Raw genomic sequence first — 25724 nt, 5'->3', positions numbered from 1 at the left:
TCATTTTAAGATTCATGGAATTAGCTTGATCACTCGGGCCGGATTTCCCCCGACGACGGCACGGGCCGGCACATCTTTCGTCACGACCGCACCTGAGGCGATGACCGCATCGTCCCCAATCGTCACGCCCGGATTGATGATGGCCCCGCCACCGATCCAGACGCGATGTCCGACCGTGACCGGTTTGCCATACTCGAGGCCCGAGATCCGTTCCGTCGGGTCGAGCGGATGTGTTGCTGTATAGATATGGACACCTGGAGCAAGCATACAATCATCTCCGAACCGGATCGGACAGATATCTAAAAACACGCAGTCAAAGTTCGCAAAAAAACGGTCCCCGAGATGAATGTTGTATCCGTAGTCACACTTGAACGTCGGTTCGAGGTAGAACGATGCCCCGGTCGAACCGAACAGTTCGCCGAGTACTTGCTTGCGGACGTCGAGCTCATCGATCCCAGACTGATTGAACCGCTCCGTCAGACGTCGCGCCTGCCGCCGGTCAGCGACGAGTTCCAAATCACCGGCCAGATAAAGTTCACCTTGAATCATCTTTTCTTTTTCTGTCATGTTTTTGCCTCCATTCTATTTTATTATAGAGGAATATTGGCGAGAATAGGGAATAGGAAAATGGACGAATCAGAGGAGGTAATTGACTATGAAACGCATTCTTGATTGCAAAGCGAGTGATTTCTTGACGTTCAACCGTAACGATTTGATTGAGTCGATCCGAAAAGCCGAAGGCCGGACCGTGCTCGCCGAAGTCATTCCGACCGTGCAGCCGCTCTATCCTGAAGTGACGAACGCCGAGCTCGCCCGGGCTTTCGGTGCCGACATGATCTTGCTCAACATGCTTGACGTGTTCCATCCGTACATAAAGGGGCTTGAAAGCCACGCCCTATTCGGCGACATCCCGGGTGAGACGATGTCCGACAATCCGATCACGGAATTAAAACGGCTGATCGGACTGCCGGTCGGTGTCAATCTCGAGCCTGTCGACTTCAGCGAGAAGTCCTCGGACATGTTCGACGTGAAACAAGGCCGACTGGCGACGCAGGAAGCGTTCGCCCGCGCTTCCGAACTCGGAATCGACTTCGTCTGTTTGACCGGTAATCCGAACACCGGTGTCACGAATGAGGCCATCGAAAAGGCGATCATCACGGCCCGATCTGAATTTGCCGGCGTCATCATTGCCGGGAAGATGCATCAAGCGGGTGTCGGTAACGTGATCGACCGTGATGCGTACGTCCGCTTTGCCGAAGCTGGTGCCGACATCATCTTGATTCCCGCGCCAGGAACCGTCCCAGGTGTCCGTGAAGATGAGTTCTATCACGTGACGCAAGAAATCCAAGCACTGAACAAGCTCGTCTTGGCCGCCATCGGAACGTCACAAGAAGGCGCCGACGAAGGGACGATCCGCGACATCGCCTTATCATCAAAACGCGGCGGTACCGACATCTTCCATATCGGCGACGCCGGTCTGTCCGGAATCGCCACACCTGAGAATATTCAGGCGTTGTCAATCGCCATCCGTGGACGCCGTCATACGTACATTCGTATGGCTGCTTCCGTCAATCGTTAACCAGAAAGGGAAGGAAGCCGCGGCTTCCTTCCCTTTGTCTGTCACCATTCCGTGACGTCGCGGCGCGGTTTCGCCGGTGTCGTCGTCCCATGCCGTTCGGCGAGCAACGTCTCGACGTCATGTAAGGAGACGCCTTTGGCTGCGAGCAAGACGAGCAAGTGGTACAACAAATCAGCCGTCTCTTCGACCAAGTCTTCATCGTTCAATGCCGCAATGACGACCTCGAACGACTCTTCCCCAAACTTTTTCGCGATTTTGTCTAACCCTTCATCAAACAAGTACGACGTATAAGAACCTTCTTTCGGCTCTGTCTTTCGTTCTTGAATCAGCTTTTCGAGTTCGTGGATCATGTGTTCACCTCCGTAAAAAAGCAACTGCGATTTCCGGTATGGCACGTCGGTCCGTTCGCATGGACGCGGACTAACAGCGCGTCTTGATCGCAATCGACATGGATGCTCTCAAGGTCGAGCGTGTTGCCGCTCGATTCACCTTTCATCCAAAGCCGCCCTTTCGAACGTGACCAGAACGTGACGATATTCGTCTCAATCGTCTTCTGAATCGCCTCATCGTTCATATAACCTAGCATGAGCACGGCGTTATCTTCCGTCGAAACGATAATCGCCGGGATTAGTCCGTTTGCGTCGTAACGAACCGCATCGGCAAGTTGTTCGCGCTGCATACGTGCTTCACCTCTTCTACTGTCGTTTTTCGGTCGTGCAAGATCGAAGCGAGTAAGGCGGCGTCGACTGTTTCAAGTGCCTCGACGACGTGTTCAGCGTTCCCGGCCCCGCCTGAGGCGATGATCGGGATATCGACCGCTGCCCGTAGCAATTCGAGAATTTTTAAATCATAGCCACTCTGTTTCCCGTCTTGGTTCATCGACGTGACGAGCAACTCCCCGGCCCCGAGTTCAGCGACGCGCTTGGCCCAATCGACTGCCGTCAGCTCGGTCCGGTGTTTCCCACCGTATGTGTATACGTAATAGTCACCTTCTTCGAAACGGACGTCGATGGCGACGACGATACACTGGGAACCGAAACGTTCGGCTGCCCGCTTGATCAAGTCAGGTGACTCGACGGCGAGCGTGTTGAGCGACACTTTGTCGGCTCCTGCTTTGAGCAGGGACGAGATGTCTTCAAGTGAACGGATGCCGCCCCCGACCGTGAGCGGGATGAACACTTTTCGGGCGACGGCACTGACGACGTCAAGCATCGTCTGTCTTCGTTCCGTGCTTGCCGTAATGTCTAGAAAGACAAGTTCATCCGCACCTGAGGCGTCGTAGTACTTGGCAATCTCGACAGGGTCACCGATGTCACGCAGTTCGACAAACTCGATGCCTTTGACGACACGTCCGTCTTTCACGTCTAAACATGGGATGATTCTACGCTTTAGCATGTCGCGCCTCCCATTCGATCAAGTCGTCAAGACTGACTTTGCCAGACAAGAGCGCTTTCCCGACGACCGCCTCATCAATTCCGGCCTCACTCAGTGCCTTGACGTCGGCTTCGGTCGTGACACCGCCCGAGGCGATGAGCGTGACCGAGACAGCTTCCCGGAGCGCCTTCATGCGCTCTAAGTTCGGTCCGTTCAGTTTCCCGTCCGAACCGATGTCCGTGTAAAGAATCGTCTCGACCCCGCGGCTGGCGAGATCGATGGCCACATCGATGTCATTTAGTTCGGTCGCGTCTTGCCAGCCGTTGATGGCAACGATGCCGTCATAGGCGTCAAGGGCGACGGCGACACGACTCCCGTACTTGGCGAGTGCCCGGTCCAGGAAATCAGGATCGGTGAACGCTTTCGTACCGAGCAGGACACGGTCCACACCAGTAGCCATGACAGCATCAAGCGCTGCTTCGGAGCGAATCCCTCCGCCCGTCTGGACGAAAAAGCCGCACGATTTGGCGAAACGGACGACATCGAGATGTTTCGGCTCACCAGCTTTCGCTCCTTCTAAATCGATCAAGTGGAGCATCGGGACGCGCCCGGTCCATTCTTTTAACTTCTCATACGGGTCGCCGTATTGCTCTTCCGTGTTGAAATCACCTTCAGTCAGGCGGACAATCTTGCCGCCGATTAAGTCAATTGCCGGTAGCAGTTTCACGTTCGACCGCCTCCTTCCATTCTTTTAATAAGCTGAGTCCGAACGCGCCGCTCTTCTCCGGGTGAAATTGCATCCCGGTCACGAGACCTGATCGGACGATGGCCGGTACGCGCTCTCCCATATAGTCAGCTGAGGCGACGATATTGTCGTCAGCGGTCACGACGTGATACGAGTGGACGAAATAGACGTCCTCGTCGCGTAAAATCGAGTTCCAACCGACGTGAGGCAACCGTTTGGCCCGCATCCGTTCGACCCGTCCTTCAATCAAACCAAGTCCTGGCGTCGGCATGCCTTCCGTGCTCGACTCGAATAACAGTTGCATCCCGAGACAAATCCCAAGCAACGGCTTCTCTGTCGCCACTCGCTTGAGCAACGGAATGAGTCCCGTGTCCTCAAGCGACTGCATCGCTTGCGGGAACGCACCGACGCCAGGCAAGAGGATGGCGTCGGCCGCTTCGATTTCAGCCGGATCGTTCGTGATCGTGACGTAACAACCGATCGCTTGTAGCGCCCGTTCGACGTTGAAGACGTTTCCCATGCCGTAGTCAATCACCGCGACGTTCATCCTTCGATCCGTCCTTTCGTCGAAGGGAGGCGGTCGAGCCCGTCTTTCCCGATCGCTTCGGCGAGGGCGCGGCCGAACGCTTTGAACAGCCCTTCGATCATATGGTGCGAGTTCGAGCCGTATAACACGTCAAGATGGAGCGTCAACCGCGCGTTCATCGCGACGGCGCGGAAGAACTCTTCCGCGAGTTCCGTGTCGAAGTCACCAAGCTTCGGATTGTTGATTTCAGCTCGGTAGACGAGGAACGGGCGTCCCGAGACGTCGATGACGGCCCGGGCGAGTGTCTCGTCCATCGGCAAGTAGCTCGTCCCGTAGCGACGGATCCCGACTTTGTCCCCGAGCGCTTCTAAGATCATCTGCCCGAGGGCGATGCCGACGTCTTCGACCGTGTGGTGCGCATCGACCCACGTGTCCCCTTCGACTTGCACCGTTAAGTCGATGCGGCTATGGAAGGCGAACAGTGTCAACATATGGTCGAAAAAGCCGACGCCTGTCTTAATGTCACTTTGACCTGTACCGTCTAAATCGAGGCGAAGCTCGATGTTCGTTTCTTTCGTCTCACGTTTAATTTCAGCTGTTCTCAAAAGAAGTCACCTCTTCTAACATTTGTTTGATGAATCGATACGCCTCGTCCGTCCCCGCACTGACGCGCAGTCCGGTCGGAAACGCACGGACGTGGACACCGTAAGCGAGGAACCGCTCGGCCCACATCTCACTATTGGGCGTCTCGACGTATAGGAAGTTGGCCCGGCTCGGCAAGACGTTGCCGATTGGCGCGAGCAGTCGTTCGAGCTTTTGACGTTGCCCGTTATGGAAGGCGACGGACTGAGCGATATAATCCGGGTCGTCAAGGACGACGGTCGCAACAGCCGCGCTCAATCCACTGACGTTGAACGGCGAGCGGAACCGGTCGATCTTCTCGATCAAATCGGGATGGGCGATCATGAAGCCGATCCGTAAGTTCGCGAGCCCGAACGCTTTCGATAACGTCCGCAAAATGATGACGTTCGGGTAATCCGCGAGTCGCGACTTGAAGGAATCACTCATCGTGAAGTCGATATACGCCTCGTCGACGACGAGGTACGGGACTTGTTTCGCAATCATTTCTAATTGGTCGAGCGTCCACATCTTCCCGGTCGGATTGTTCGGGTTCGACACGAGCACAAGTTTCGGTTCGTTCGCTTCAATCAATCGAAGCAATGAATCGATCGTGAGGCCGTCTGCCTCAGGTTGGAAGAACTGGCCCCGGGCGATGTGCGCGTAAATGCCGTACATCGAAAAGTCGGGTGCCGGTGCCAAGACGACGTCTTCTGTGTCGAGAATGGCTTGACAAAGTATGGCGAGCAGCTCATCGCTGCCGCTCCCGACCATCAATTGGTCAGTTTGTACACCCGCATAAGTCGCATAGCTAGTTTTAAGGGCCGTCAGCTCATCGACCGGATAACGGCTGAGTGAGCGGAGCGTCACGAGCTGAATCGCTCGTTGCAGGCGCTCCGGCAGCTCGAATTGACTCTCGTTTTGATTTAGCGCGTATCCGCTCACCGCATGTGGGACATAGCGCGGGATCGCTGTATAGTTACGTCTCATACGTCCTCCAATCGGACCGCCATCGCTCGGGCGTGTCCTTCAAGCTGTTCTTGTCTCGCGATTCGGATCGCGGCGCGTGTGACCGCTTCGTCGATCGCTGTCATCTCGAGAAACGTCTGTCTGCGGTAAAAATCATCGACCGACAGTCCGCTCGAGAAGCGGGCCGTCCCGCTCGTCGGCAAGACGTGGTTCGGTCCGGCAATATAGTCACCGAACGCCTCGGCCGCCTCATGGCCGAGGAAGAACGAGCCGCCGTGGCGAATCTGTGCCATATAATCGGCTGGATCTGTCACCGCAAGTTGCACGTGTTCGGCCGCCATATCGTTCGCGTAGCGAATTGCTTCTGCTTTCGTTTTGACGAGAACGCCTCCGCGCTTGAGCGCTTCGACCGCGATGTCACGGCGTGGCAGATCGAGCAGTTGCTTGTCCAGCTCAGACCGAATCGCTTCGGCCTGTTCACTTGTCGTCACGAGGGCGAGTGCTGTCGCTTCGACGTCATGCTCGGCTTGCGCGAGCAGGTCGGCTGCGACCCATCTAGGATTGGCCGTTTCGTCGGCGATGATCAACACTTCGGACGGACCGGCGACGGAATCGATCCCGACGAAATGCGAGACGAGTGACTTCGCGGTCGCCACATAAGCGTTGCCCGGCCCGACGATCTTATCGACGGCCGAAATCGTCTCGGTGCCGAACGCGAGTGCGGCGACGGCTTGGGCGCCACCGACGAGATAACATTCGTCGGCACCGGCAATCTTCGCGGCAATCAACAGCGATAAGTCGATCCCGCCTTGTTTCGGTGGCGTCACCATGACGACCCGCTTCACTCCGGCCACTTTCGCTGGGATGATGTTCATCAACACACTCGACGGGTAGACCGCCGTCCCGCCAGGCACATAGACGCCGACCGAATCGAGCGGCATGAACCGACGACCGAGCCGGAACATCTCATCTTCGAAGACGTCGTCTTGACGCTGTTGCCGCGCATGAAACGTACGGATCCGTTCGGCCGCGAGCGTTAGCGCCTCGGTCAATTCCCGATACGCCTCCGGCGGTTCAAACGTCTCAAGGTCGACCGTTTCAATCACATCGACCCCGTCAAATTGCGTCGTCCATTCGAGGAGCGCCGCGTCACCTCTCGCCTCAACCGATTCTAAAATCGGTTTGACGGCTTCTGCCCACTGTTCTCGGCGCGTGCGATTCGTTTGTCCGTTCATCTGTCTGCCTCCTTGCTTAACCGGCGAATCCACGCTTTCAATTCGTCCGGGTCGTTCGCGAGCGCTGTCTCGCTCGTGATGAATTTCGCGTTAACCGTGAAAATCGTCTCATATTCTTCTAAATCGTTCGCGCGAAGCGTCGCCCCCGTCTCGACGATATCGACGATGCAGTCGGCGAGACCGGTCAACGGCGCGAGTTCGACCGAACCGTTCAAAGCGATCACTTCGACGTTTTGACGTTTCGAGGCAAAGTGCGAGATGGCGATATTCGGATACTTGCTGGCAACTTTCAGCTTCTTCGTACCGTTTCTCCGTTCTCTCGGACCACATACCGCCATACGACAACGGCCGAATGGCAAATCGACGACTTCGAGGACGCCTGGTGTCTTCTCGCGTAAAATGTCGCCGCCGACGACTCCGACGTCCGCTGCGCCATGCATGACGTATTTATAGACGTCATCGCCTTTGACGAAGATGAATTCATGACCGTCTACTTCGACGGTCAACTCACGGCCCCGCTTTTCCGGCCAAACGGTGAGACCGACTTGTTCAAAATACTCACGGGCCGCTGTTTCGATGCGCCCTTTCGCGATTGCGACTTTCATTTGATCACCTCACCTAACTGTTCTAAGTCGAGCGATAGTCCGAAGGCACGTCGCGACTGTCCGAAATGCCCGTATAACGAGTCGTAACGGCCACCTGAGAGGACGCGTCTGCCGTCGATACTGCCGGTCACGGTCAAACCTGAATAATAATCAAAGTCGCCGGTCTGTCCGAAGTCGTACGAGACGTTCAATCCGATCGCACGTAGATGTTCGACCGCATGCTCCACTTCGTCGATGGCCGGTTTTAAGCCCGGTTCCGCGAGGTCGCGTAACTCTGCTAACGCCGAGTCACCGATCAAGAACGGCAGCTTGGCGATCAACGGGTATTGATACGATTCCGCGAGGTCGCGAAGTGACTCCAAATTACGGAGTGCTAAGTATTGACGCAACGTCCGTTCCGGGATACCGGCCTCGTTCGCCACTAACGCGATCAATGCAGCAGATCCGACTTGGATGCGTAAGCTTCCTTTCGGCAGGACCCGTTCCGTCATACTAAGGAACGATTCGATCAACTCCATATCTTTTGAATCCCCATCGATCCATTCAAGACCGAGTTGCTGACGTTCATGCGGTTGTCCCGAATGCTTCGGCGTGCGTCGATAGACGGCACCGGCATAAGCGACGCGCATCGGTTCATGTCCGTCGGCGAGCTTCCTTGCGATCTGGAGCGTGTAGTCCGGTCGCATGACGAGCAACTCCCCATCGTTGCCGAACAAGCGGTAATACGCCGACTCATCGAAGAGTGCGAGATCTTGATAATGGGAATAGTATTCAACGAGCGGCGGCTCGATCACACTATAGCCGTCCCCCTCGGCCCGCTCTAAAAATGATTTTATCCATTGCTTCGGACGCAGCACGTCCTCACCTTGCAACTCGTGCCATCCTTCCGGGATGGATCCTTTTTTATTGAACCAAATCATCAGTATCACCCTTTACCTTATTATCACTTTACCAAACTAAAGTAGTGTGTTAAATTTATCAAATCAAGCCAATGCTGTCAACCGGCGAACTCGAAAGGAACGATGTTTGATGATTGATTATACCCATGATGGCCACGTCCATACCCCATTTTGTCCGCACGGATCGACCGATTCACTCAACGCGTACGTCGAACAAGCACTTGCTCAAGGCGTTCGGACGCTGACGTTCACCGAGCACGCCCCGTTGCCGGCACGTTTCATTGATCCGACGCCAGATCAAGACTCGGCGATGGCGCTCGACTTATTGCCCCGTTATATAGAAGAGGTCGGGCAGTTGAAACGAGATTACGCCGAAAGACTCGAGATCCGGATCGGTCTCGAGATCGATTATTTGCCGGGATATGTCGATGAGACGCTCGCCTTGCTCGAGCCCTATCGCTCATACCTCGACGAGACGATCTTGTCTCAACACTTTCTACAAGTCGAAGGCGAGCTCCTGCCCGTCGACTTCTCACCGGAGACGTTTGATGCGCTCGTCAGCCGGATCGGGTCGTTCGAAGAAGTGCTACACCGGTATTACGAAGCGCTCGAGACCGGGTTACAGTTCCCGTGGGAGCGACTGAACGTCGCGCGCATCGGGCATATCGATTTACCGATTAAATATCAGACGAACTACTCATGGGACCGTGCGAACGTCAAAGACGCCGAGTCGCGACTGTTGCGTACAATCGCCTCACGCGGGTTCGGACTAGACTTCAACACCGCCGGTCTCCGTAAAGCCGCCTGCGGACAGCCATACGCCATGGCCGTCGCCGCTGAAGCGACCCGGCTCGGCATCCCACTCGTGCTCGGTTCGGACGCCCATATCGCGGCAGATGTCGGTGCCGACTTTAACATAATTAAGCGAGAATTCTCCCACCTCTAAGCGTCTGGGGCGAAGCCCAGCGTAGGTGGGAGATGGATCGCCCGTACATAAACCTCTTGGCCACCCCTGTGACAGATATGACGAACGGAAGTTCGTGATTCCGTCGGATTTCCCTTCCCCCGCCGCGGGTATCGGATGTAGAAGACACGCATCACGACCATCGGCCGAGAGGAGGCGGAGACATGCTGAAGGGTTACAAATACCGGCTCCACCCGACGGCGGCACAGGCCGAGTTTCTGGTACGAACGATCGGCTGTGCCCGCTTTATCTACAACAAGCTGCTCGAGGACCGCATCGCCATCCACGAGGAGGCGAAGGCGAGCGGTGGGTCGAAGCGGAAGCCGCCGACACCGGCCTCGTACAAGCCCCTGTTCCCGTTCCTCGCCGAGGCGGACAGCCTCGCGCTCGCCAACGCGAAGCTTCACCTCGACGCGGCGTTCGCGAAGTTCTTCGCCGGGACGGCCGGCTTCCCGGTGTTCAAGTCGAGACGAAAGGCGCGCGCGTCCTACACGACGAACAACCAGCACGGCACGATCCGCATCGAGGGGGACCGGGTACGGCTCCCGAAGGTCGGGTTCATCCGCTTCACACAGCACCGAATCTTCGACGGGGCCATCCGCTCTGCGACCGTGTCGATGACGAAGACGGGCAAGTTCTTCGTGTCGCTCCTCGTCGAGCAGGACGACGAGCCGTGGGTCCCGGCCGAGCACAAGATCGGGATCGACCTCGGCCTCGGGCACTTCGCCGTCATGACGAACGACGCGCTCGTCACGGAGAAGATCGCGAACCCGCGCAACCTGCGCGAGGCCGAGGAACGGCTGAGACGGGCGCAGCGCTCGCTCTCCCGCAAGAAGCCCGGCAGCCGGAACCGCGAGAAGGCGCGGCTCCTATTGGCCAAAAAGCATGAAAAGGTACGGAACCGCCGACATGACTTCCTCCACAAGCTGTCACGACGCATCGTCGACGAGAACCAAGTCGTCGTCGTCGAGACGCTGAAACCGAGGGAGATGATGCAGGACCGCCGCCTGGCGAAGTCGATCGGGGACGCCGGATGGGGCGAGTTCGTCCGCCAGCTCGCCTATAAATGCAGGTTCCACGGCCGGACGCTCGTTCAAGCCGATCCGTGGTTCGCCTCGACCCAGGTCTGTTCGGCCTGCGGCGAGAACGGCGGCAAGAAGGACCTGCACGTCCGCGAGTGGACATGCGCCGTATGCGGCACGCACCATGACCGCGACGTCAACGCGAGCCTCAACCTGTTGGGTCTCGCCGACTGAAACACTCCAGGGCAGGGACTGCCCGACGAGCTTGGTCCACAACCGTGGCTGGTCAAAGCACGGTCTTCCCAAGAAGCTCCCACTTCAAGTTGCGAAGCAAATAAGTGGTGAGTAGTTCACAAATATGCAAAAAAAAGCCACGTTCCTATGAACGTGGCTCCTTAACAGCGATCTAGCTATCTAGATCCCCATGTTTGGTTTGTCGACAACGATATGGCGTTCCATTTCTTCATCTACTATCTATATTACCACACTCGTCACGAGTTTCAAGACAAAATTAAAAAGGATGACCCGAAAGTCATCCTAACGTTTAAACTGCGATTTCGGCATACATGTCTTTTAACTGTTTCGTCGCGGCTTCATCCATTTGAAGGGCGACGAGCTCGACGAAGCGCAGGGCTGGATCGGTATCACCTGACAAGGCGACGATTTCAGCAGCCGCACCGTCAAGTGCGAGTAGAATTCCTGAAACACCTAGCGTCGGGTAGTAACGGAGCAACGCCCGAACATGCTTCATCTCGGAGACGTCATTCCCATTAATTTTAAGTGATTTTACAGCCAGCTCTTTGTGCGTGCCAATTGCAAATTTATCTTCCCATACCTCTTCAAGTGTGATCAACGCTTCCACATCATAGGCACCATCTGTGAAACGAACTAGTTTTTCCATGTGACATATCCCCTCTCGTTTATCTACTCTTATTATAAAAAAGATTCGGCGGAATAGTTTGTGAAATATTGAACATTATGTGTAAACTTTGTCTCACTTCATGATTTGATAAAAAAAGGCCCTTCCGAGGAAGGGCGAATAATGGAAGAGTAAAACACCATTGGCAGTACATTAATAATATAACATCGAATGTAAACGTTTACAATGTGTTTTTGAAACTTTTTTCAAGCGGCATATGTAAGACGTCAATCCCGCTTTCCCGCATCAAATCAAGGCCATCCCCGTGCTCATAACCGACAGCGTACACGACTCGGGCCACGCGCGCCGCGATGAGCGCGAGCGAACAAGAATGGCATGGTGAATGGGTCACATAAGCCGTAGCACCGAACGCGTTCGTCGAATCAGCGGCCAATTTCCCGATCGCATTGATCTCGGCATGGATCTCATGTTGTTTTGACCAATTGTGATGTTCGAACGGGTCGCTACATTTAACAAATGTCACACCTTGCTCGATGATGCGCACAGACGGCTCGGTCAAGTCGACCGTATCATCCGTCACATATTCGGCTCGTTGGTAAAACCCGTCATCACGTTTTAGAAAGATTTCATTACAGTTCGTATGTCCCGGCGGTGTCCCATTCAATCCGATCGAGATCGGTTTCTCATCTTTGACGATGACACAGGCGACACTCTTCGAGGCACATTTCGAGTGCCGTTCCGCCATCATATCGGCGAACTGCAACCACGTCTCGTCCCACAATCGTTGTTTCTCCATCCTGATCCTCCTCATGGAAAAAGAAAGTCTGAATGCTCAGACTTTCTTTTTAGTATCCAGTCTCTTTTGGCAACTCTTTATTCTTTGAGGCAATTTCGATGACTTTTTCTTTCAGTTCGTGCTCCATCCGATCGAGCTCACGTTCAGCCTCACGACGCTTCTGCTTGCCTTCCTGTTGGATACGCAGCGTTTCGTCGAGCGTTGACAATAGATTCTCGTGCGCGACTTTGAGCGATTCGACCGAAACGATCCCTTTTTCGTTCTCGGTTGCGATCTCGATCGACGAGTCTTTTAACATTTTCGAGTTTTGTTCGAGCAGTTGGTTCGTCGTCTTCGTGACGTCTTGCTGCATCCGGAGTGCCGTTTTCTGGCGCGTCAAGCTGAGAGCGAGGACGACTTGGTTTTTCCAAAGCGGAATCGTGTTGACGACAGCCGACTCGATTTTCTCGGCTAAGATTTGGTTATTTTGTTGGATGACACGGATTTGTGGTGCCATCTGCAGACTGATCGTCCGACTCAACTTCAAATCATGCAACTTCTTCTCGAACCGGTCTGTCAGTTGAATCATATCGTTTAGCTGTTGCAGCTTCACTTGATCTCTCGTCGTTTCGACTTCTTGACGGAGCGGCGTGATCTCGTGATCGCGAACGTGGTCGAGCTTCGTCTCACCGGCTGCGATATAGACGTTCAATTCTTCGAAGTAGCGCTTGTTCTTGTCATACATTTGATCGAGCATCGTAATGTCCTTCATCAGACCGAACTTGGCTCGGTCGAGATTGTGAATGACTTCTTCCAAATAGACGTTCATTTTTTCAAATTGAAGCTTATAATTTTCAGCTTTCTTTTTCGCTCGTCCGATGAGCGGCAAGTTGTCCATAAAACTCTTCTTCTCCGGTTGAAGCATATCCGGGTCCATCTTCCGAACGTTTTGCATCAAATCGGACAGTAACTTACCTGCGTCACCACCGTCTTTCATGCGGACCTCGGTCAAGATCTGGTCAGAGAATTGAGATAGTTCCCGTTGGACGTTCGATCCGAATAACATGACGGAGTCTGTTTTTTTAATATCGATCGACTCGGCGATCCGGGTGATTCGTTCCCGATGTTGTTGCGGCACGTCGGCTTTCGGTTGGATGGCCGGCACCTCATGTTTTTTTGTCATCGCGGACCAATCCACAGACGGGTCAGAGATTTCCTCTGTCTCGGTCTTTGTTTTTGTCTGTGAAGTGAGCTCTTCTTCTGGCCATGACTGCCAGTTCGTTTCATTCGATGAAGTCATGTTTTTTTCTCCCTTCCGGTTGATCTGCCAATACCCGTTCCATCATGATCAATTCGCGTTCGAAGTCGACAGCGTCGTCCTCGAGCAGACGGCTCCGTTGCTCTTTGAACTTATCGACGATGAGCCGCATATTGGTGATCAGTTGCTCTCGTGTCTCTTCTTGAATGACGACACGTTTTCCTTCTAGTTCTTTAAATTTCAAGACGACGGACACGAGCGAGTCCAAATAAAACGTGAACAGATCTCTGACGTGTTTCGCGTCTTGAGGGTTCTCGAACAATTCGGCAAACAGTTCGTGGGCCTCTCTCGAGACCGCCTTCATTTCACGACGAACTTCGACATCTTTTATTTCAGGCAAGATACGATCGATCTGCTGGAGTTTCTCGTACCCTTGCTCGATCGTCCGTTGTAAAAATTGTAGTTCCAAGTCGTCTGTCGCTTCGAACTGACGGACCGGTGCCACATCTTCCATCGGCTTAAGGATGCGAGAACCGACGAACGGTTCTTCTTCATCGAGCAGCAGTTTTTTCTTCGCCCGTTTCGCTACCGGTGCGGGTGCCCGCTTACGCCGTTTGTTACTCGACCACACCTCGTTCAATACGAGCGCCCCGACGATGATAAACAGCCAGGAGAAATCAAACACACTTATGGCAAAATACAGGATCGCCCCAGTCAGGGCCCATTTCATCCATGTCTTCATCCTTGTCACCTCGTCTCATGATACTTCTATTGTACCTTACGTGAACCGTCAACAAAAGTTTCGTCATCTTTATAAGCTTAGCATAATGACGACGTTCACTCTCTCGGTCGCAAGTACGAAAAAAAGCAAGGGGAAGTTCCCCTTGCTTAGCTGATTACCCATGTCGAGACCATAACGATTGCGACCGTCACCGGGATGACGTAACGAATGAGGAAACGCCATACCGGATACAGTTTAGCGCCTGTCCCGGACGTTTTAATCTCGTCTTGCAAAATACGCTCATCGACGACATGTCCGACAAAGATCGACGTGAGTAACGCACCTGTCGGCATGAGGATGTAACTGACGACATAGTCCATCGAGTCAAAGAACGTACGGCCGTTCAAGAACTGCAACTCACTCATCAGTCCGAACGATAAGGCCGAGGGGATCCCGACAGCGAACACGATGGCCGCCGAGAGGAGTGTGACGTTACGCTTCGACATCGTTTGTTTCTTCTCGTTCAATTTATCCGTCACACCGGCGACGACGACTTCGAGCATCGCAATCGAAGACGTGATCGAGGCGAACGTGAACAATAAGAAGAACAATACCATGAAGAAGCCGCCGAGTGGGACTTGGTTAAATACGGCCGGCAACACGACGAACAGGAGCGCCGGGCCTTCTGCCGGATCGAGCCCCGAGGCGAAGACGGCCGGGAAGATGGCGAGCCCCGCTAAAATTGAAACGGTGACGTTCAACAAGACGATCATATTTGCCGAGCGGTTGAGCGTCCCTTTCGTTTGAATGTACGAGGCGTATGTGAGCATCGCCGCCACCCCGAGCGACAGCGAGAAGAACGCTTGCCCGAGCGCGAACAAGACCGACTCGCCGGTCAGTGCCGAGAAGTCAGGCTGCAAGAAGAAGCGGACCCCTTCCATGGCACCGTCAAGTGTCAACGAGCGGATGACGAGCACGATGAAACTGACGAACAGGAGCGGCATTAAAATCTTGCTCATCCGCTCGATTCCGCCTTCTACCCCTTTCAAGACGATGAGTAGCGTGATCAATAAGAACAAAAATTGTCCGAAGACGGCAATCCCAGGAGATGCGACGACGTCCGCGAACACGGTCCCGAACTCGTCAGGTGACCGGCCGCTGAGCGTCCCGCTCAAGCCGAGCCCGACGTAGATCAACACCCATCCACCGATGACACTGTAGAATGATAGCAGTAAGAAGCAAGCGATTACGCCGAGGTAACCGACCAATGTCCAACGGCGATGGCCAAGTTTTTTAAAGGCAAGGAGCGCCGTCTTTTGCGTCGAACGCCCGACGATGAACTCACCAATGAGAAGCGGCAGACCGAGTAAGAATGTGAATGCTAAAAACATGAGTAAAAAGGCGCCGCCCCCACTTGTTCCCGTGACATATGGAAATTTCCAGATGGCACCGAGACCGATTGCGGACCCTGCGGCCGCTAAAATGAATCCAATTTTTGAGGCGAACGAATTTTGCGCCATTACTATCCCTACTTCCTAATTTCATTTCATTTTCATAATAATAGTGAAATACTAACACGGTTCAGAAACGAGAACAACAAAAAACAGAGAAAAGTCTGAATTCTTTCCTCTGCCTTCGTAAACGATTATGGGACGAGAAATGTCAGCTCATTCGGCAACACTTCAATCTGTAAATGATCCGTCTCAAAGTGTTCACCGTCCACATCGATGACTTGTGGCTCACGTAAAAACACATCAAGTTGCTCCATTTGGAGATGGACCCATTCTGGCGACGACTGTTCGAGTCCGAGCTGTTGCGTCAATAGCTGACGAATCATCGGGAAGCCGATGGCCGAGCTATGGACGACTTCGACGAGACCGTCCGTGAACGATTGCGTCGCGAGCTTCGTCGGGACCGTTCCGAGATAGGCACCGTTGCCGACGTATAGAAAACTGACGGCCCCATCGTGGATGACCTCGCCCGCCCGCTCGATACGGACCTTGAACGGATCGAGTTCGCGGAACTGACGGATCGTCGCTAAAAAGTATCCGATCGAGCCGAGCGTTTCTTTTTGGAGCGGATCGATCTGTCGGGAAGCGTCCGCGATCAATCCGACCCCGACAAAGTTGAGACCGAACCGGTCGTTGACACGCATCACATCGACCGATTGCTGCTCGCTCATTTTAAACAGGCGAGCCGCCTCAATCGGTTCGACAGGCAGATCAATCGCCCTCGCGAAGTCGTTGCACGTCCCCGCCGGTACGAGACCGACGCTCGGACGTTCGTCACGAGGCAACGCCATCAATCCGTTGACGACTTCATGAAGCGTCCCATCCCCACCGATGACGATCAAATGATCGAACCCACTGCTCGTTCGAGCAAGGTGCGCTGCATCCCCTTCAGCTAGCGTCTTTCGGATGAGAATCTCTTGATACATCGACTCGATTGTCCCGACCACTTCGCCGAGCATCGTCTCGCTCGCACCCGACTTCGGGTTCGAAATGATCATCGCCTTCATAATAGACCCGCTTGTTCCAAGAAGTCTTCGGCCACGTCGTAGGCCCGTTCTTTCCCGTAAGCGACCCGACGGTTCAATTCAGACATCTCTTCGTCAGTGATGAGTCCGCCCAACTGGTTGAGCGCGTCCTCGATTTCCGGATGTTCTTCAAGCGTTTCTGCTTTCAAGAGTGGAGCACCTTGATAAGGCGGGAAGAACTGTTGATCGTCTTCTAACACGAGCAGGTCGTTTTCGGCGATATCCGGGTCGGTCGCATACGCATCAACAAGATTGACGTCGCCCCGTGCGATGGCGCGGTAACGAAGTTTCTGCTCCATCGAAACGACAGAAGGGAAATCAAGTCCGTACGCTTGCTGAAGTCCTGGATATCCGTCTTCACGGTCCGTGAACTCGAGCGTGAACCCGGCCTGGATGTCATTTTGCACGCTACGTAAATCAGAAATCGTCGTGACGCCTTCAGTTTCCGCATAGTCACGCGGGATCGCGATGGCGTACGTGTTATTGAACTGCATCGGTTCAAGTAAAGCGAAGCCGTCGTCTGCTAGCGCATCCCGTGCTTGTTCGTACACTTCACGGGCATCGTTTGAATTCGGTGTTTCTTTCACTAAACTCGCGAGTACCGTCCCGGTAAATTCAGGATAAATATCGACATCACCGGATTTTAACGCTCCCCATACGAACGTCGTCTCTCCGAAGTTCGGACGGACCGATACGGTCAGATCCGTCTCTTCTTCGATCAACAGTTTGTACATGTTCATCAAGATCTCCGGCTCGGGACCGAGCTTCCCGGCGACGACGAGGTCGGTCTGTTGGGTGCGTCCCAATGCGAGCGGTGCTGCGATAATTAACGCCAAGACGGTCGATACGGCGATCAGCTTCGTCTTGTTGCGGGTCGCCGTCGCACCTTCCATTTGACGGAGCAAGAAGTCGAACAGTAATGCGAGAATGGCTGCTGGAATCGCTCCGAGCAAAATCAAATAGTTGTCGTTTCGGTTAATTCCAAGCAGGATCAACGTCCCGAGTCCGCCTGCTCCGACGAGTGCCGCCAGCGTGGCTGTACCGACAATTAACACCATCGCCGTTCGAATCCCGGCCATGATGACCGGTAGTGCGAGCGGTAGTTCGACTCTCATCAAACTTTGGTTCGGTTTCATGCCGCAACCTTGCGCGGCTTCGATCAGTGACTTATCGACTTCGTTCAACCCTGTGAACGTATTGCGAAGGATTGGCAACAACGCGTACAGAACGAGCGCAATCGTGGCAGGAAGTGCACCGATCCCAACGAGCGGAATCATAAGACCGAGTAGAGCCAAAGAAGGAATCGTTTGGATGATGGCGGTGAAGCCGATTGCCGTTTCAGCCACTTTTTTACGCCGCGTCAGCCAGATACCTAGCGGGACCGCAATCAACACCGCAATCAAAAGGGAGACGACAGAAAGTTGTAAATGCTCGATTAGCGCTTCGACCAATTCCCCGCGTCGGTTTTGGAACGTTTCAAGCATCTACCTCACCTCTTCCGTGTTGTGTAAAGTCGAGCACGAACGGATCATCACTCGCTCGAATCTCGTCAGGCGTGCCGACGATGACCAGTTTCCCGTCACGCATGAGAGCGATCCGGTCCCCGAGTTTCATCGCCTCCTCAATGTCATGAGTGACGAACAGAATCGTCTTCCCTAACTCATCGTTCAACCGTTTGATGTCATCTTGGAGCTGGGCCCGACTGATCGGATCGAGCGCCGAGAACGGTTCATCCATTAAAATGACTTCCGGGTCGGCCGCGAGCGCTCGCAGGACGCCGACTCGTTGTTGTTGACCACCCGACAGTTCAGGCGGTTTTTTAGAACGGAGGACAGGGTCGAGACCGGCGATTTTCATCAGTTCGGTCACACGGTCTTTCGTCTTCGTCTTCGGCCATTTCAATAGGTCCGGAACGACGGCGATGTTCTCTTCGACCGTCAAATGCGGGAACAATGCGATTTGTTGGAGCACATAGCCGATGTTGCGTCGCAGTTCATAAATATCGAACTGATAGATTTCGCGCTCATCAATCAGGATTTTCCCGTCAGTGTGGTCAATCAGACGATTCACCATCTTCATCGTCGTCGTCTTGCCACAACCTGATGGCCCAATCAATACGAAAATCTCTCCTTTTCGTACCGTCAAACTCAAGTTTTCGACGGCCAATGTCCCATCATCATAACGCTTGGAAACATTTTGAAATTCAATCAACACAATCCCTCCTCGGCTTTTCACGTTATATGAAAGTCAAATATTAGTTTGCCCGTTTCCAACGATTGTTAAACAACAAAAGGTTCTCCCGCGGGAGAACCTTTTCGTTATGGAAGTGTGATGGTAACGTGGCGACGACCCCAATTGATCGCCTCGCTCTTCGTATCGACGAGTAGATCGACGATGTTGCCTTTAATGCGTCCCCCTGTATCGAGAGCGATCGCTTGACCGATCCCTTCGATCTGTACGACCGTACCGAGCGGGATGACGCCCGGATCGACGGCGATGATGCGCATGCCGTTATAAAAAATCGAATCCGTCACGTCGTGTCCCGTCGCCGTCAACACCCGGCCCCCGTATGAGCCATTGTCTGCCGCATCATTCGTGTAAGCTGTCGACTCGGCTTGAATGACGCGCCCGCTGCTTGTCGAGACAGGTGTCGCCACAGCGTTTGTCGTGGCTTGCTCTGCTTTCGCTTGCTTTGCCGTCGCTTCTGCCTGGCGTTTCGCTGCTTCTGCAAGCCGCGCTTCCTCAGCCGCGATTCGCTTGGCTTCCGCCAACCGTTTCGCTTCCCGCTCTGCCTGCTGCTTGGCTTGTTCTTCTGCCACTCGTTTCTCTTCAGCGAGGCGCTTCTCTTCCGCGAGTCGCTTTTCACGCTCGATTTTTTGTTGGCGTTCAAGCTCGATCGCAATCCGTTCCAATTCAAGCGGGTTTTGTACGATTTTCTGTTCTGTTCCGATTCCAATTTGAGCGGCGTGGGCAGTCGTAGATACCACGAACGTACCGGCTAGGACAAACAGAAGCGTCATCATATATTTTAAGAATGTCATTGAAATTAGGTCATCCCTTTCTCGTCTTCTAACGAACAGGAGTAAATTTACCATGCCGTCTCGAACCCGAGAAGTGGTTTTGACGAAGTGAAATATTGCTGACATATGGGCGAACGCTTAGTTACAGATTGTAACAATTGCCGAAAACGTTGCTATACAAGCGACCTAACAAAAAAATTACAGATCGGTTACAAACGTTCTCGTAACAAATCTGTAATCTTTTTGTCATTCTGTTTCAGCTTCGATTGGACGTAAATCATGAGCCCGGACCATCCCCCAAGGCGCCACATCGACTTCAACTTCGAACGTTTTCGCACCTTCGATCACAGCTTTCTCGTCCTCGGCGACACGGTATGAACTCATGTCGGTGATGAAGACTTGGCGATCGTAATATTCAGCCCGCGTCCCACCAAAGAACGGTCGGGAGCTGACCCGGTCGATTGTGGCAAAACCAGCGTCATCCGTTTTGAATGAGACGTAGACCGTCCCGGAATCGACATCTTGTCGCCCTTGCAACGAATCGAACTCGAGATAGACGTAATCCCCAAAAAATGGGTCATACGGCTCGTACGACGTCGCTTTGAACGTATACGACTGGCCGAACCAAGACACCGCATAAACGAGCAAGATAAAACCGATGGCAATCAATACTTGTACGATCGGTACAAGCCAAGGAGTGATTCGTTTCATGTCCGAGCATCCCCTCTCGTACGGCTACGCCACCACAACGCGAGCGACAACGCGAATACGATCAACGCCCCGATCAAGAAGAAGAGCGAGATGTCGAGCCGGTCCCAAACATAAATGAAGTAGATCGTCATTTGGACAAGCAAGAAATAGATGAACGCCAAAACGATCGGTTTCCGCTCATGGTCTTGCATGATCAAGTAAGCGAGCGCCACCACTTCAAGCAAGATCGCGAGTAAGATACCTGAATCTTCGAATAGCGAGAACGGGATGACCGCGAGTAGGCTCACCCACAGCAAATCGGGGCGACGATGTGTCAAGTACACAGCCACGAGGACGACGGAAAGCAGCGTGGCCTCGATGACGGACGGCTGACGTTGAGACAACCAACCCTCGGTCGCATTGACCAAGTAACCGATGGACAAGATGGCAGCGACGAACAAGTAGAGATACTGCCACTGAGCCCGCTCCCGGTAGACGAGGAACAGGATATGCAGTGCTGCGAGTGCCCAAAGCGGCCAAAACCGTCCCTCGTAATCGATATACTGACCGATCGTGAGCAACAGTCCGTAAAAGCTGAACCAGGCGAAAATCCGGTCGAGCTCGTTATCACCGTAATGGAACCAAACCCACGTCACGAGCAGGCCGAACAGGATGAGTGTGATCCCGATTCCTTGAAAACTGTTCGTGACCGCTAAAAAAGCGGCTAGCGCTGCGATGAACGTGAAGATCGGGTGCTTATAGATCAGTTTGTGCAGGACGGCGACAGCAAAGAATAGCCAGAACAGAAGCGGTAGTTGCGAGGAAAGATTATACGTTGTGAAGATGACAATCATCGTGGCGACGAAGAAAACGACGCCGAGGACGCGGAACAACGTCACATACCGAGGGGCTTTCACTTGAAGCCGCTCCGCTGCTACGTACATCCCGAGCATGAAGACAAGGAATATGGATACTTTGACGAGGTCTGGGATCGCTTGCCAGTTGGCGGCGACAAAACTGAATAGACTAAGGGCGAGCAGGATTGATCCGATAATGACAAGAATTGGCGGTTTGTGCTCACGTTTGTCACTAACCGCCAATTTCTTATATTCAAAATCAATCAACCGTTGACCGGTCGTTTCATCTAGCAAACCCGCCTCTTTCCATTCACGAACTTTTTTGTCAATGGACACCTGAATCATCCCTTTCGGTTAAAAGGTCAGCTGGCGCGTTCAATCAATTCCAATTCTTTTTTCAACAAAACTTGTTTCTCAAACTCGAGGCCGAGCTGTTGATATTCCTCCATGATGGAAACGTCCCCGATGACCGTATTCGTTAATACGGCAGTCACTTCTGCGACCCATCCTTCACGAGTTGACTTGACGATATCACCCACAGCGAATTCTAAAGACACACCCATTCACTTCCAATCTTAAATTTGTTTTTATCATTATAACTAAATTATATAGGTTTGAATACGTTTTCTTTTGTACATTTGATGAATTGTGACAAAATTTTTCCAGTCAATCCCCAAATAATGTAGTCTTCATGTTCGTAAAAAGGTTCTCTCATTTTAATTACCCGTTTTTCATACGCTTTAGCGTTCGCCATTCGGTCAAACGGAATATTTTGATCCGGATTCATCGTCCATTCCATCTCGCCGTGAAACGGATCAATTAACAGTAACGTTTCGACGGGAACGGTGAACAAATGATCGACTTCATCCGTTTGACGTACGTCCGGAACTGTCGGAATCATCCCGACGAACGGATAGATGAGTTGACGGTGCGGCGTGGCGAGCGGCTGTAAGCGACCGATGACCTCGATCGTCTCGAGCGGTACCTCGAGTTCTTCACTCGTCTCTCGGACCGCGGCCTCGACAGGTGTCTCCCCTCGCTCGAGCCGACCTCCCGGGAACGAGATCTCTCCAGGTTGGCGCCGCATCGTATGGGCCCGGACTTCAAAGACGACGTGCCAGACGTCATCGATTCGCGTCAACGGGATCAAGACGGCGGCGGTCTGTTCATAATTCTCTTCCATCGAGAAACTTTCTCGTAATTTCGCTTCAGTAACCCATGATTGTTTCATGATTTTCAACCTCGCTCTCTCTGTTTTACAGTTCCACCAGCGTCTCCTCGTTTAAACGTGGCAAATGTCGGAAATATCATTATTAATGATAGGAGATGGTGGAATTGGTTCAACAAGTTGATATATTGATCGTCGGGGCGGGGCCGACAGGACTCACACTCGCTTTGACATTAGCCAGATATGGAATCTCTTTTGAAATCATCGATCGAAAAACGACGCCTTCGAACAACTCACGGGCCATCGGGATTCAGCCGCGAACAATCGAAGTGTTTTCACGCCTTGATGTCGCCAAAGAAGTACTCAGTCGCGCCAGAACAATCGAAAAAGGAAACTTATACTTTTCTGGGCAGTGGACGGCCAAACTCGAGTTCTCACGTCTCGTCACACCTTACCCGTTCGTCACGCTATTGCGACAAAACGAGACCGAGGCCATCTTAGAACAGGCGTTGAACGACCACGGGCACTACGTCAAGCGCGGCGAGTCACTCGTCTCGTTGACCCACTATCCGACACGTGTGCTCGCCCATCTCGAATCCGACTCGAACCGCACGATCGAAGCCAAGTATATCGTTGCGGCCGATGGCGCCAACAGTTCGATTCGCCGTATGCTCGCGCTCCCGTTCAGCGGGAAGTCGTTCAAAGAGTCTTGGGTGTTGGCCGATATGAAGGCGAAATGGAACATCTCCCGTGAAGAAGTACACATCTTTTTCTCGGACCGTGGCGTGTTAGAAGTATTCCCGCTGACGGATGACACAATCCGGATTACCGGTAATCTCGCGAGCGACGAATCATTCAGCGAGGCCAAATTGCACGAATTGGTCGAACAACGGAGCCACATGCCGGTAGAAATCGACGAGGTCGAATGGTTCTCGCTGTTTAGGGTGCACAATCGCATGGTCGACTCGTTCATCCATAACCGTGTCATCTTAATGGGCGACGCGGCGCATATCAATTCGCCCGTCGGCGGCCAAGGGATGAATACGGGCATCGCCGACTCGTTCAACCTCGGCTGGAAGCTTTGGCTTCATCTGAAAGCAGGGGCGCCGTTCAGTGTCGTCGACACGTACCGGGACGAGCGTGAACACGTCGCCAGAAACGTCTTGCAGACGACGAACGTCGCGACCGAAGTGCTCCAAACGACGCTCCCGATCTTATTGCCGTTTCAAGCAGTCGGAGCGGACGTGTTCACCCGCGTCAATTTGATTAATGAAAAGATCACCGAACGAATCGCTCAGCTTCACTTGTCTTACCCTGGGCACTCACGTGTACCGTTCATCCGGGTCGCCGAAGGAAAGATCTTTCCCGAGATCGAGATGATCCGATCCGATGATGGCCTTCGTCAAAAGATCTCAGAAGTCGCCGATGGCCGCTTCCAAGTACTTGTCCTCGATGACGGCAAACGTGACCCAAGTGAGTTATATGAATACTTGAACGCTCATCAATCATTCTTCCAAATCATCACGTTGTCTAAAACAAGCCGTCCTTTCTTTGACCAAGGCAACGAACTTGCGAAATCCTTGTTCATGCGCCGGGGTGTCCTCGTCATTCGACCGGACGGATACTTGCTGCATAAACAGCGTCATATGCGACCTGAACCGCTACGTGACAAACTGTCGGTCTGGTTACCGTCTTAAGTCAAAAGCTCCACTCGTGAGAGTGGAGCTTTTGTCAGGATGGTGCATTGTAATAAAGTGTCCCCGGTTTCGAGAGGGTCAAGTCATAAAACGCCTCGAACGCTTCCACGTCCTCTAATTTCCGAAAATCGACTTTATCCGTCTGTTCGTTCGGTATCGCGACGATGATACCATCGACCGTCGATTTGATCATGCCCGTCTGTCCGTTATGAATTCGAATGTAGAGCACGTGCTCACTTTGCAGTAATTTTACGGCTTCACGCCGTGATTGTATCGTCGTTTTCACAGTCATCCCTCTCTTCTTTTCGAGTATACGGTCCGCCGCTGTTGCTTTCAACCGTTTCCCCCTTTAAAATTGTGTAAAGAAGGGGTTGAATGTGTTGGAAACTATATTGATTATTGCGCTTGGCGCGCTGTTCGTCATCCTCGTGACAATCCGGACGATTCGTAACTTGCGGTGGGTCCGCTTTGGTGAGGCGTTCGGAAAACAAGGTGAGGAGTTACTCGAAGATTACACCTACTTGACGGAAAAAGGCGTCACGTGCCGAATAGAACAAGGCTTGCCGACCGGGCGCTTGTTTAAACCGCTCGCCAAAAACCTGGATGACCGGGTCGCCTTGTTCGTGCACCGAAATGATGAAAAAAAAGCAAAAGAGCTACTAAAGTAAAAAAGGTGCCGCGGCACCTTTTTTACTTATGTAACTGGCGCTCTGAACAATAATAAGCGATTTGTTTGATTGTCGCCTCGGATAGGAGCTCGAGTTTCGTCTTGGCGATGACTTTGTCGATCGCTTCAAACGAGTCTTCACAGTTCGCTTTAACACGTTCGACTTTAAGACGTGACGCTTCTGGAAAAATTAAAAATGACGTGACCGGTACGGCCTTGCCGCATTCTTTTTTTAATAGGCTCCGAACTTGTTTCGTCATCTGCTCGAGCCCTTCGACTGGATGCGGATAGATGTTTTTCCACCCGAGTGAGGTTTCTAACCGACACTCTCGGTTCGTCACATGGACGGCCGTCGTCGTCCGATTGATTTGGACTAAAAAGACGCCTTTCGGTCCGACGAGCACGTAGTCGAGCACGTTGTCACCGATTTCGACCCGTTCAATCATCATCCAATCGAAGCGACACGTGTGCCGAATGATTTCTACGATCTCATCCGTATACGATTTCGGCGGCAAGATGACCTCTTCTTTCGTTCGGAACAATCCTTTCGTCTGTCGTTTCACCGGCTCTTTCTTGACGGCCGTCAACACTTGTAACATCTATTCCACCTCCTCTCGTTATTCGCTAGGTCCGACTTGTTTTCCGAAGACGGCCTTTTCTAAGTTTGAAATCCGACGCAACATATCGTAGTTCGAGGCGACAGGTTGGGCCGGTTTCACCGGCTCGGTCGGTTCGCTTGAACCACGGCGCAACGATTCGTTCTCTTGTCGCAAACGTTCGATCTCTTTCGCCATCTTCTCATAGTCCCGGATGACGACGTCTAAAAATTGATCGACTTCTTCTTGCGAGTAGCCGCGGAGGGCCGTCTTGAATTCTTGTTTATAGATTGCTTCGGCTGTTAATTCGGTTTGCATAGTCT

Annotated in this window: 31 protein-coding genes and 1 pseudogene; 5 read left to right on the top strand and 27 right to left on the bottom strand. The window is 53.0% G+C overall.

Going from position 1 to position 25724, the window contains the following annotated elements:
- Positions 1-12: 12 nt before the first annotated feature.
- On the bottom strand, positions 13-567 hold the full coding sequence (locus EVJ20_RS02775; RefSeq protein ID WP_016509483.1) for a maltose acetyltransferase domain-containing protein: 555 nt from the start codon (positions 565-567) through the stop codon (positions 13-15).
- 88 nt (positions 568-655) lie between these two features.
- Here EVJ20_RS02775 and EVJ20_RS02770 point away from each other — a divergent pair, with 88 nt between their 5' ends.
- Complete coding sequence (locus tag EVJ20_RS02770; protein WP_070327381.1) at positions 656-1579, top strand: DUF7916 family protein; 924 nt, start codon at positions 656-658, stop codon at positions 1577-1579.
- 41 nt (positions 1580-1620) lie between these two features.
- On the opposite strand, the gene hisE is transcribed toward EVJ20_RS02770, so the two are convergent.
- Genes hisE through EVJ20_RS02720 form a run of 10 tightly spaced genes read right to left on the bottom strand, consistent with a single transcriptional unit; the run spans position 1621 to position 8571 of the window.
- Entirely contained in the window at positions 1621-1929 is a 309-nt protein-coding gene (hisE, locus tag EVJ20_RS02765) for a phosphoribosyl-ATP diphosphatase (RefSeq protein WP_070327382.1), read from the bottom strand.
- A complete protein-coding gene (gene hisI / locus EVJ20_RS02760; RefSeq protein WP_131465196.1) occupies positions 1926-2258 on the bottom strand; it encodes a phosphoribosyl-AMP cyclohydrolase in 333 nt (110 codons plus the stop codon). The genes hisE and hisI overlap by 4 nt, the downstream gene beginning before the upstream one ends.
- A complete protein-coding gene (gene hisF, locus EVJ20_RS02755; RefSeq protein ID WP_070327383.1) occupies positions 2207-2974 on the bottom strand; it encodes an imidazole glycerol phosphate synthase subunit HisF in 768 nt (255 codons plus the stop codon). The genes hisI and hisF overlap by 52 nt, the downstream gene beginning before the upstream one ends.
- Entirely contained in the window at positions 2961-3680 is a 720-nt protein-coding gene (locus EVJ20_RS02750; protein ID WP_131506988.1) for a 1-(5-phosphoribosyl)-5-[(5-phosphoribosylamino)methylideneamino]imidazole-4-carboxamide isomerase, read from the bottom strand. Before EVJ20_RS02750 ends, hisF begins: the two co-directional genes overlap by 14 nt.
- Positions 3658-4245 carry an imidazole glycerol phosphate synthase subunit HisH gene (hisH, locus tag EVJ20_RS02745; protein WP_071397365.1) on the bottom strand — a complete coding sequence of 196 codons (588 nt, stop codon included), beginning with the start codon at positions 4243-4245 and terminating at the stop codon, positions 3658-3660. Before hisH ends, EVJ20_RS02750 begins: the two co-directional genes overlap by 23 nt.
- The gene (gene hisB, locus EVJ20_RS02740) at positions 4242-4829 is read right to left on the bottom strand and encodes an imidazoleglycerol-phosphate dehydratase HisB (RefSeq protein ID WP_070327386.1); all 588 of its coding nucleotides are present in this window, start codon (positions 4827-4829) and stop codon (positions 4242-4244) included. Before hisB ends, hisH begins: the two co-directional genes overlap by 4 nt.
- Positions 4816-5832: a pyridoxal phosphate-dependent aminotransferase gene (locus EVJ20_RS02735; RefSeq protein WP_131465198.1), complete on the bottom strand. Its 1017-nt coding sequence runs from the start codon at positions 5830-5832 to the stop codon at positions 4816-4818. Before EVJ20_RS02735 ends, hisB begins: the two co-directional genes overlap by 14 nt.
- A complete protein-coding gene (gene hisD / locus EVJ20_RS02730) occupies positions 5829-7046 on the bottom strand; it encodes a histidinol dehydrogenase (protein ID WP_070327388.1) in 1218 nt (405 codons plus the stop codon). The genes EVJ20_RS02735 and hisD overlap by 4 nt, the downstream gene beginning before the upstream one ends.
- The gene (hisG, locus tag EVJ20_RS02725; RefSeq protein WP_070327389.1) at positions 7043-7651 is read right to left on the bottom strand and encodes an ATP phosphoribosyltransferase; all 609 of its coding nucleotides are present in this window, start codon (positions 7649-7651) and stop codon (positions 7043-7045) included. The genes hisD and hisG overlap by 4 nt, the downstream gene beginning before the upstream one ends.
- The gene (locus EVJ20_RS02720) at positions 7648-8571 is read right to left on the bottom strand and encodes an ATP phosphoribosyltransferase regulatory subunit (RefSeq protein ID WP_070327390.1); all 924 of its coding nucleotides are present in this window, start codon (positions 8569-8571) and stop codon (positions 7648-7650) included. Before EVJ20_RS02720 ends, hisG begins: the two co-directional genes overlap by 4 nt.
- Positions 8572-8680: 109 nt before the next feature.
- Here EVJ20_RS02720 and hisJ point away from each other — a divergent pair, with 109 nt between their 5' ends.
- Positions 8681-9496, top strand: coding sequence for a histidinol-phosphatase HisJ (gene hisJ, locus EVJ20_RS02715; protein ID WP_131506986.1), 816 nt, complete (start codon positions 8681-8683; stop codon positions 9494-9496).
- 182 nt (positions 9497-9678) lie between these two features.
- The gene (locus EVJ20_RS02710) at positions 9679-10770 is read left to right on the top strand and encodes an RNA-guided endonuclease TnpB family protein (RefSeq protein ID WP_131506984.1); all 1092 of its coding nucleotides are present in this window, start codon (positions 9679-9681) and stop codon (positions 10768-10770) included.
- A 310-nt stretch (positions 10771-11080) separates the two neighbouring features.
- Here EVJ20_RS02710 and EVJ20_RS02705 read toward each other — a convergent pair whose 3' ends face one another.
- The 13 genes and pseudogenes from EVJ20_RS02705 to EVJ20_RS02645 all read right to left on the bottom strand — a co-directional run bounded on the left by EVJ20_RS02705 (position 11081) and on the right by EVJ20_RS02645 (position 22504).
- On the bottom strand, positions 11081-11437 hold the full coding sequence (locus EVJ20_RS02705) for a hypothetical protein (RefSeq protein WP_070327393.1): 357 nt from the start codon (positions 11435-11437) through the stop codon (positions 11081-11083).
- Positions 11438-11636: 199 nt separating this feature from the next.
- On the bottom strand, positions 11637-12212 hold the full coding sequence (locus EVJ20_RS02700) for a deoxycytidylate deaminase (protein WP_131465208.1): 576 nt from the start codon (positions 12210-12212) through the stop codon (positions 11637-11639).
- Positions 12213-12261: 49 nt separating this feature from the next.
- A complete protein-coding gene (locus tag EVJ20_RS02695; RefSeq protein ID WP_131506982.1) occupies positions 12262-13491 on the bottom strand; it encodes a toxic anion resistance protein in 1230 nt (409 codons plus the stop codon).
- Complete coding sequence (locus EVJ20_RS02690) at positions 13475-14191, bottom strand: 5-bromo-4-chloroindolyl phosphate hydrolysis family protein (RefSeq protein ID WP_016509957.1); 717 nt, start codon at positions 14189-14191, stop codon at positions 13475-13477. The genes EVJ20_RS02695 and EVJ20_RS02690 overlap by 17 nt, the downstream gene beginning before the upstream one ends.
- Positions 14192-14337: 146 nt before the next feature.
- The gene (locus EVJ20_RS02685; protein ID WP_070327396.1) at positions 14338-15690 is read right to left on the bottom strand and encodes a sodium-dependent transporter; all 1353 of its coding nucleotides are present in this window, start codon (positions 15688-15690) and stop codon (positions 14338-14340) included.
- A 125-nt stretch (positions 15691-15815) separates the two neighbouring features.
- Positions 15816-16688 (bottom strand): diacylglycerol/lipid kinase family protein, encoded by an 873-nt coding sequence (locus tag EVJ20_RS02680; protein WP_131440138.1) that lies wholly within the window; start codon positions 16686-16688, stop codon positions 15816-15818.
- Positions 16685-18190: an ABC transporter permease/substrate-binding protein gene (locus EVJ20_RS02675; RefSeq protein ID WP_070327398.1), complete on the bottom strand. Its 1506-nt coding sequence runs from the start codon at positions 18188-18190 to the stop codon at positions 16685-16687. Before EVJ20_RS02675 ends, EVJ20_RS02680 begins: the two co-directional genes overlap by 4 nt.
- 58 nt (positions 18191-18248) lie before the next feature.
- A pseudogene (locus EVJ20_RS02670) lies at positions 18249-18917 on the bottom strand (ABC transporter ATP-binding protein); the annotation flags it as partial.
- A gap of 107 nt (positions 18918-19024) precedes the next feature.
- On the bottom strand, positions 19025-19747 hold the full coding sequence (locus tag EVJ20_RS02665) for a 3D domain-containing protein (protein ID WP_131465212.1): 723 nt from the start codon (positions 19745-19747) through the stop codon (positions 19025-19027).
- A 225-nt stretch (positions 19748-19972) separates the two neighbouring features.
- Complete coding sequence (locus EVJ20_RS02660) at positions 19973-20437, bottom strand: GDYXXLXY domain-containing protein (protein WP_016509950.1); 465 nt, start codon at positions 20435-20437, stop codon at positions 19973-19975.
- Positions 20434-21618, bottom strand: coding sequence for a DUF2157 domain-containing protein (locus EVJ20_RS02655; RefSeq protein WP_070327402.1), 1185 nt, complete (start codon positions 21616-21618; stop codon positions 20434-20436). The genes EVJ20_RS02660 and EVJ20_RS02655 overlap by 4 nt, the downstream gene beginning before the upstream one ends.
- 17 nt (positions 21619-21635) lie before the next feature.
- Positions 21636-21836: a DUF2187 family protein gene (locus tag EVJ20_RS02650; RefSeq protein ID WP_035386447.1), complete on the bottom strand. Its 201-nt coding sequence runs from the start codon at positions 21834-21836 to the stop codon at positions 21636-21638.
- Positions 21837-21877: 41 nt separating this feature from the next.
- Positions 21878-22504, bottom strand: a complete 627-nt coding sequence (locus tag EVJ20_RS02645) for an NUDIX hydrolase (RefSeq protein ID WP_083274014.1) — start codon at positions 22502-22504, stop codon at positions 21878-21880.
- A 95-nt stretch (positions 22505-22599) separates the two neighbouring features.
- Between EVJ20_RS02645 and EVJ20_RS02640 the strand changes: the two genes are divergently transcribed.
- Positions 22600-24138 (top strand): FAD-dependent monooxygenase, encoded by a 1539-nt coding sequence (locus EVJ20_RS02640; protein ID WP_084812875.1) that lies wholly within the window; start codon positions 22600-22602, stop codon positions 24136-24138.
- A 34-nt stretch (positions 24139-24172) separates the two neighbouring features.
- Here EVJ20_RS02640 and EVJ20_RS02635 read toward each other — a convergent pair whose 3' ends face one another.
- A complete protein-coding gene (locus EVJ20_RS02635) occupies positions 24173-24424 on the bottom strand; it encodes a hypothetical protein (protein WP_236633386.1) in 252 nt (83 codons plus the stop codon).
- Positions 24425-24515: 91 nt separating this feature from the next.
- Between EVJ20_RS02635 and EVJ20_RS02630 the strand changes: the two genes are divergently transcribed.
- Positions 24516-24806, top strand: a complete 291-nt coding sequence (locus tag EVJ20_RS02630) for a hypothetical protein (RefSeq protein ID WP_236636152.1) — start codon at positions 24516-24518, stop codon at positions 24804-24806.
- Between the two features lie 22 nt (positions 24807-24828).
- Here the strand turns inward: EVJ20_RS02630 and EVJ20_RS02625 are convergent, their stop codons facing one another.
- Both EVJ20_RS02625 and gpsB read right to left on the bottom strand, forming a co-directional pair.
- Positions 24829-25404 (bottom strand): nuclease-related domain-containing protein, encoded by a 576-nt coding sequence (locus tag EVJ20_RS02625; protein WP_070327404.1) that lies wholly within the window; start codon positions 25402-25404, stop codon positions 24829-24831.
- Between the two features lie 18 nt (positions 25405-25422).
- Positions 25423-25719 (bottom strand): cell division regulator GpsB, encoded by a 297-nt coding sequence (gpsB, locus tag EVJ20_RS02620; protein ID WP_051121542.1) that lies wholly within the window; start codon positions 25717-25719, stop codon positions 25423-25425.
- Positions 25720-25724 lie beyond the last annotated feature (5 nt).

The sequence above is a fragment of the Exiguobacterium sp. SH0S1 genome, assembly GCF_004337165.1.
Lineage (GTDB): Bacteria > Bacillota > Bacilli > Exiguobacteriales > Exiguobacteriaceae > Exiguobacterium > Exiguobacterium aurantiacum_A.
The sequence above is the reverse complement of the archived record's forward strand: the minus strand, read 5'-3'. Positions and strand labels throughout refer to the sequence as shown.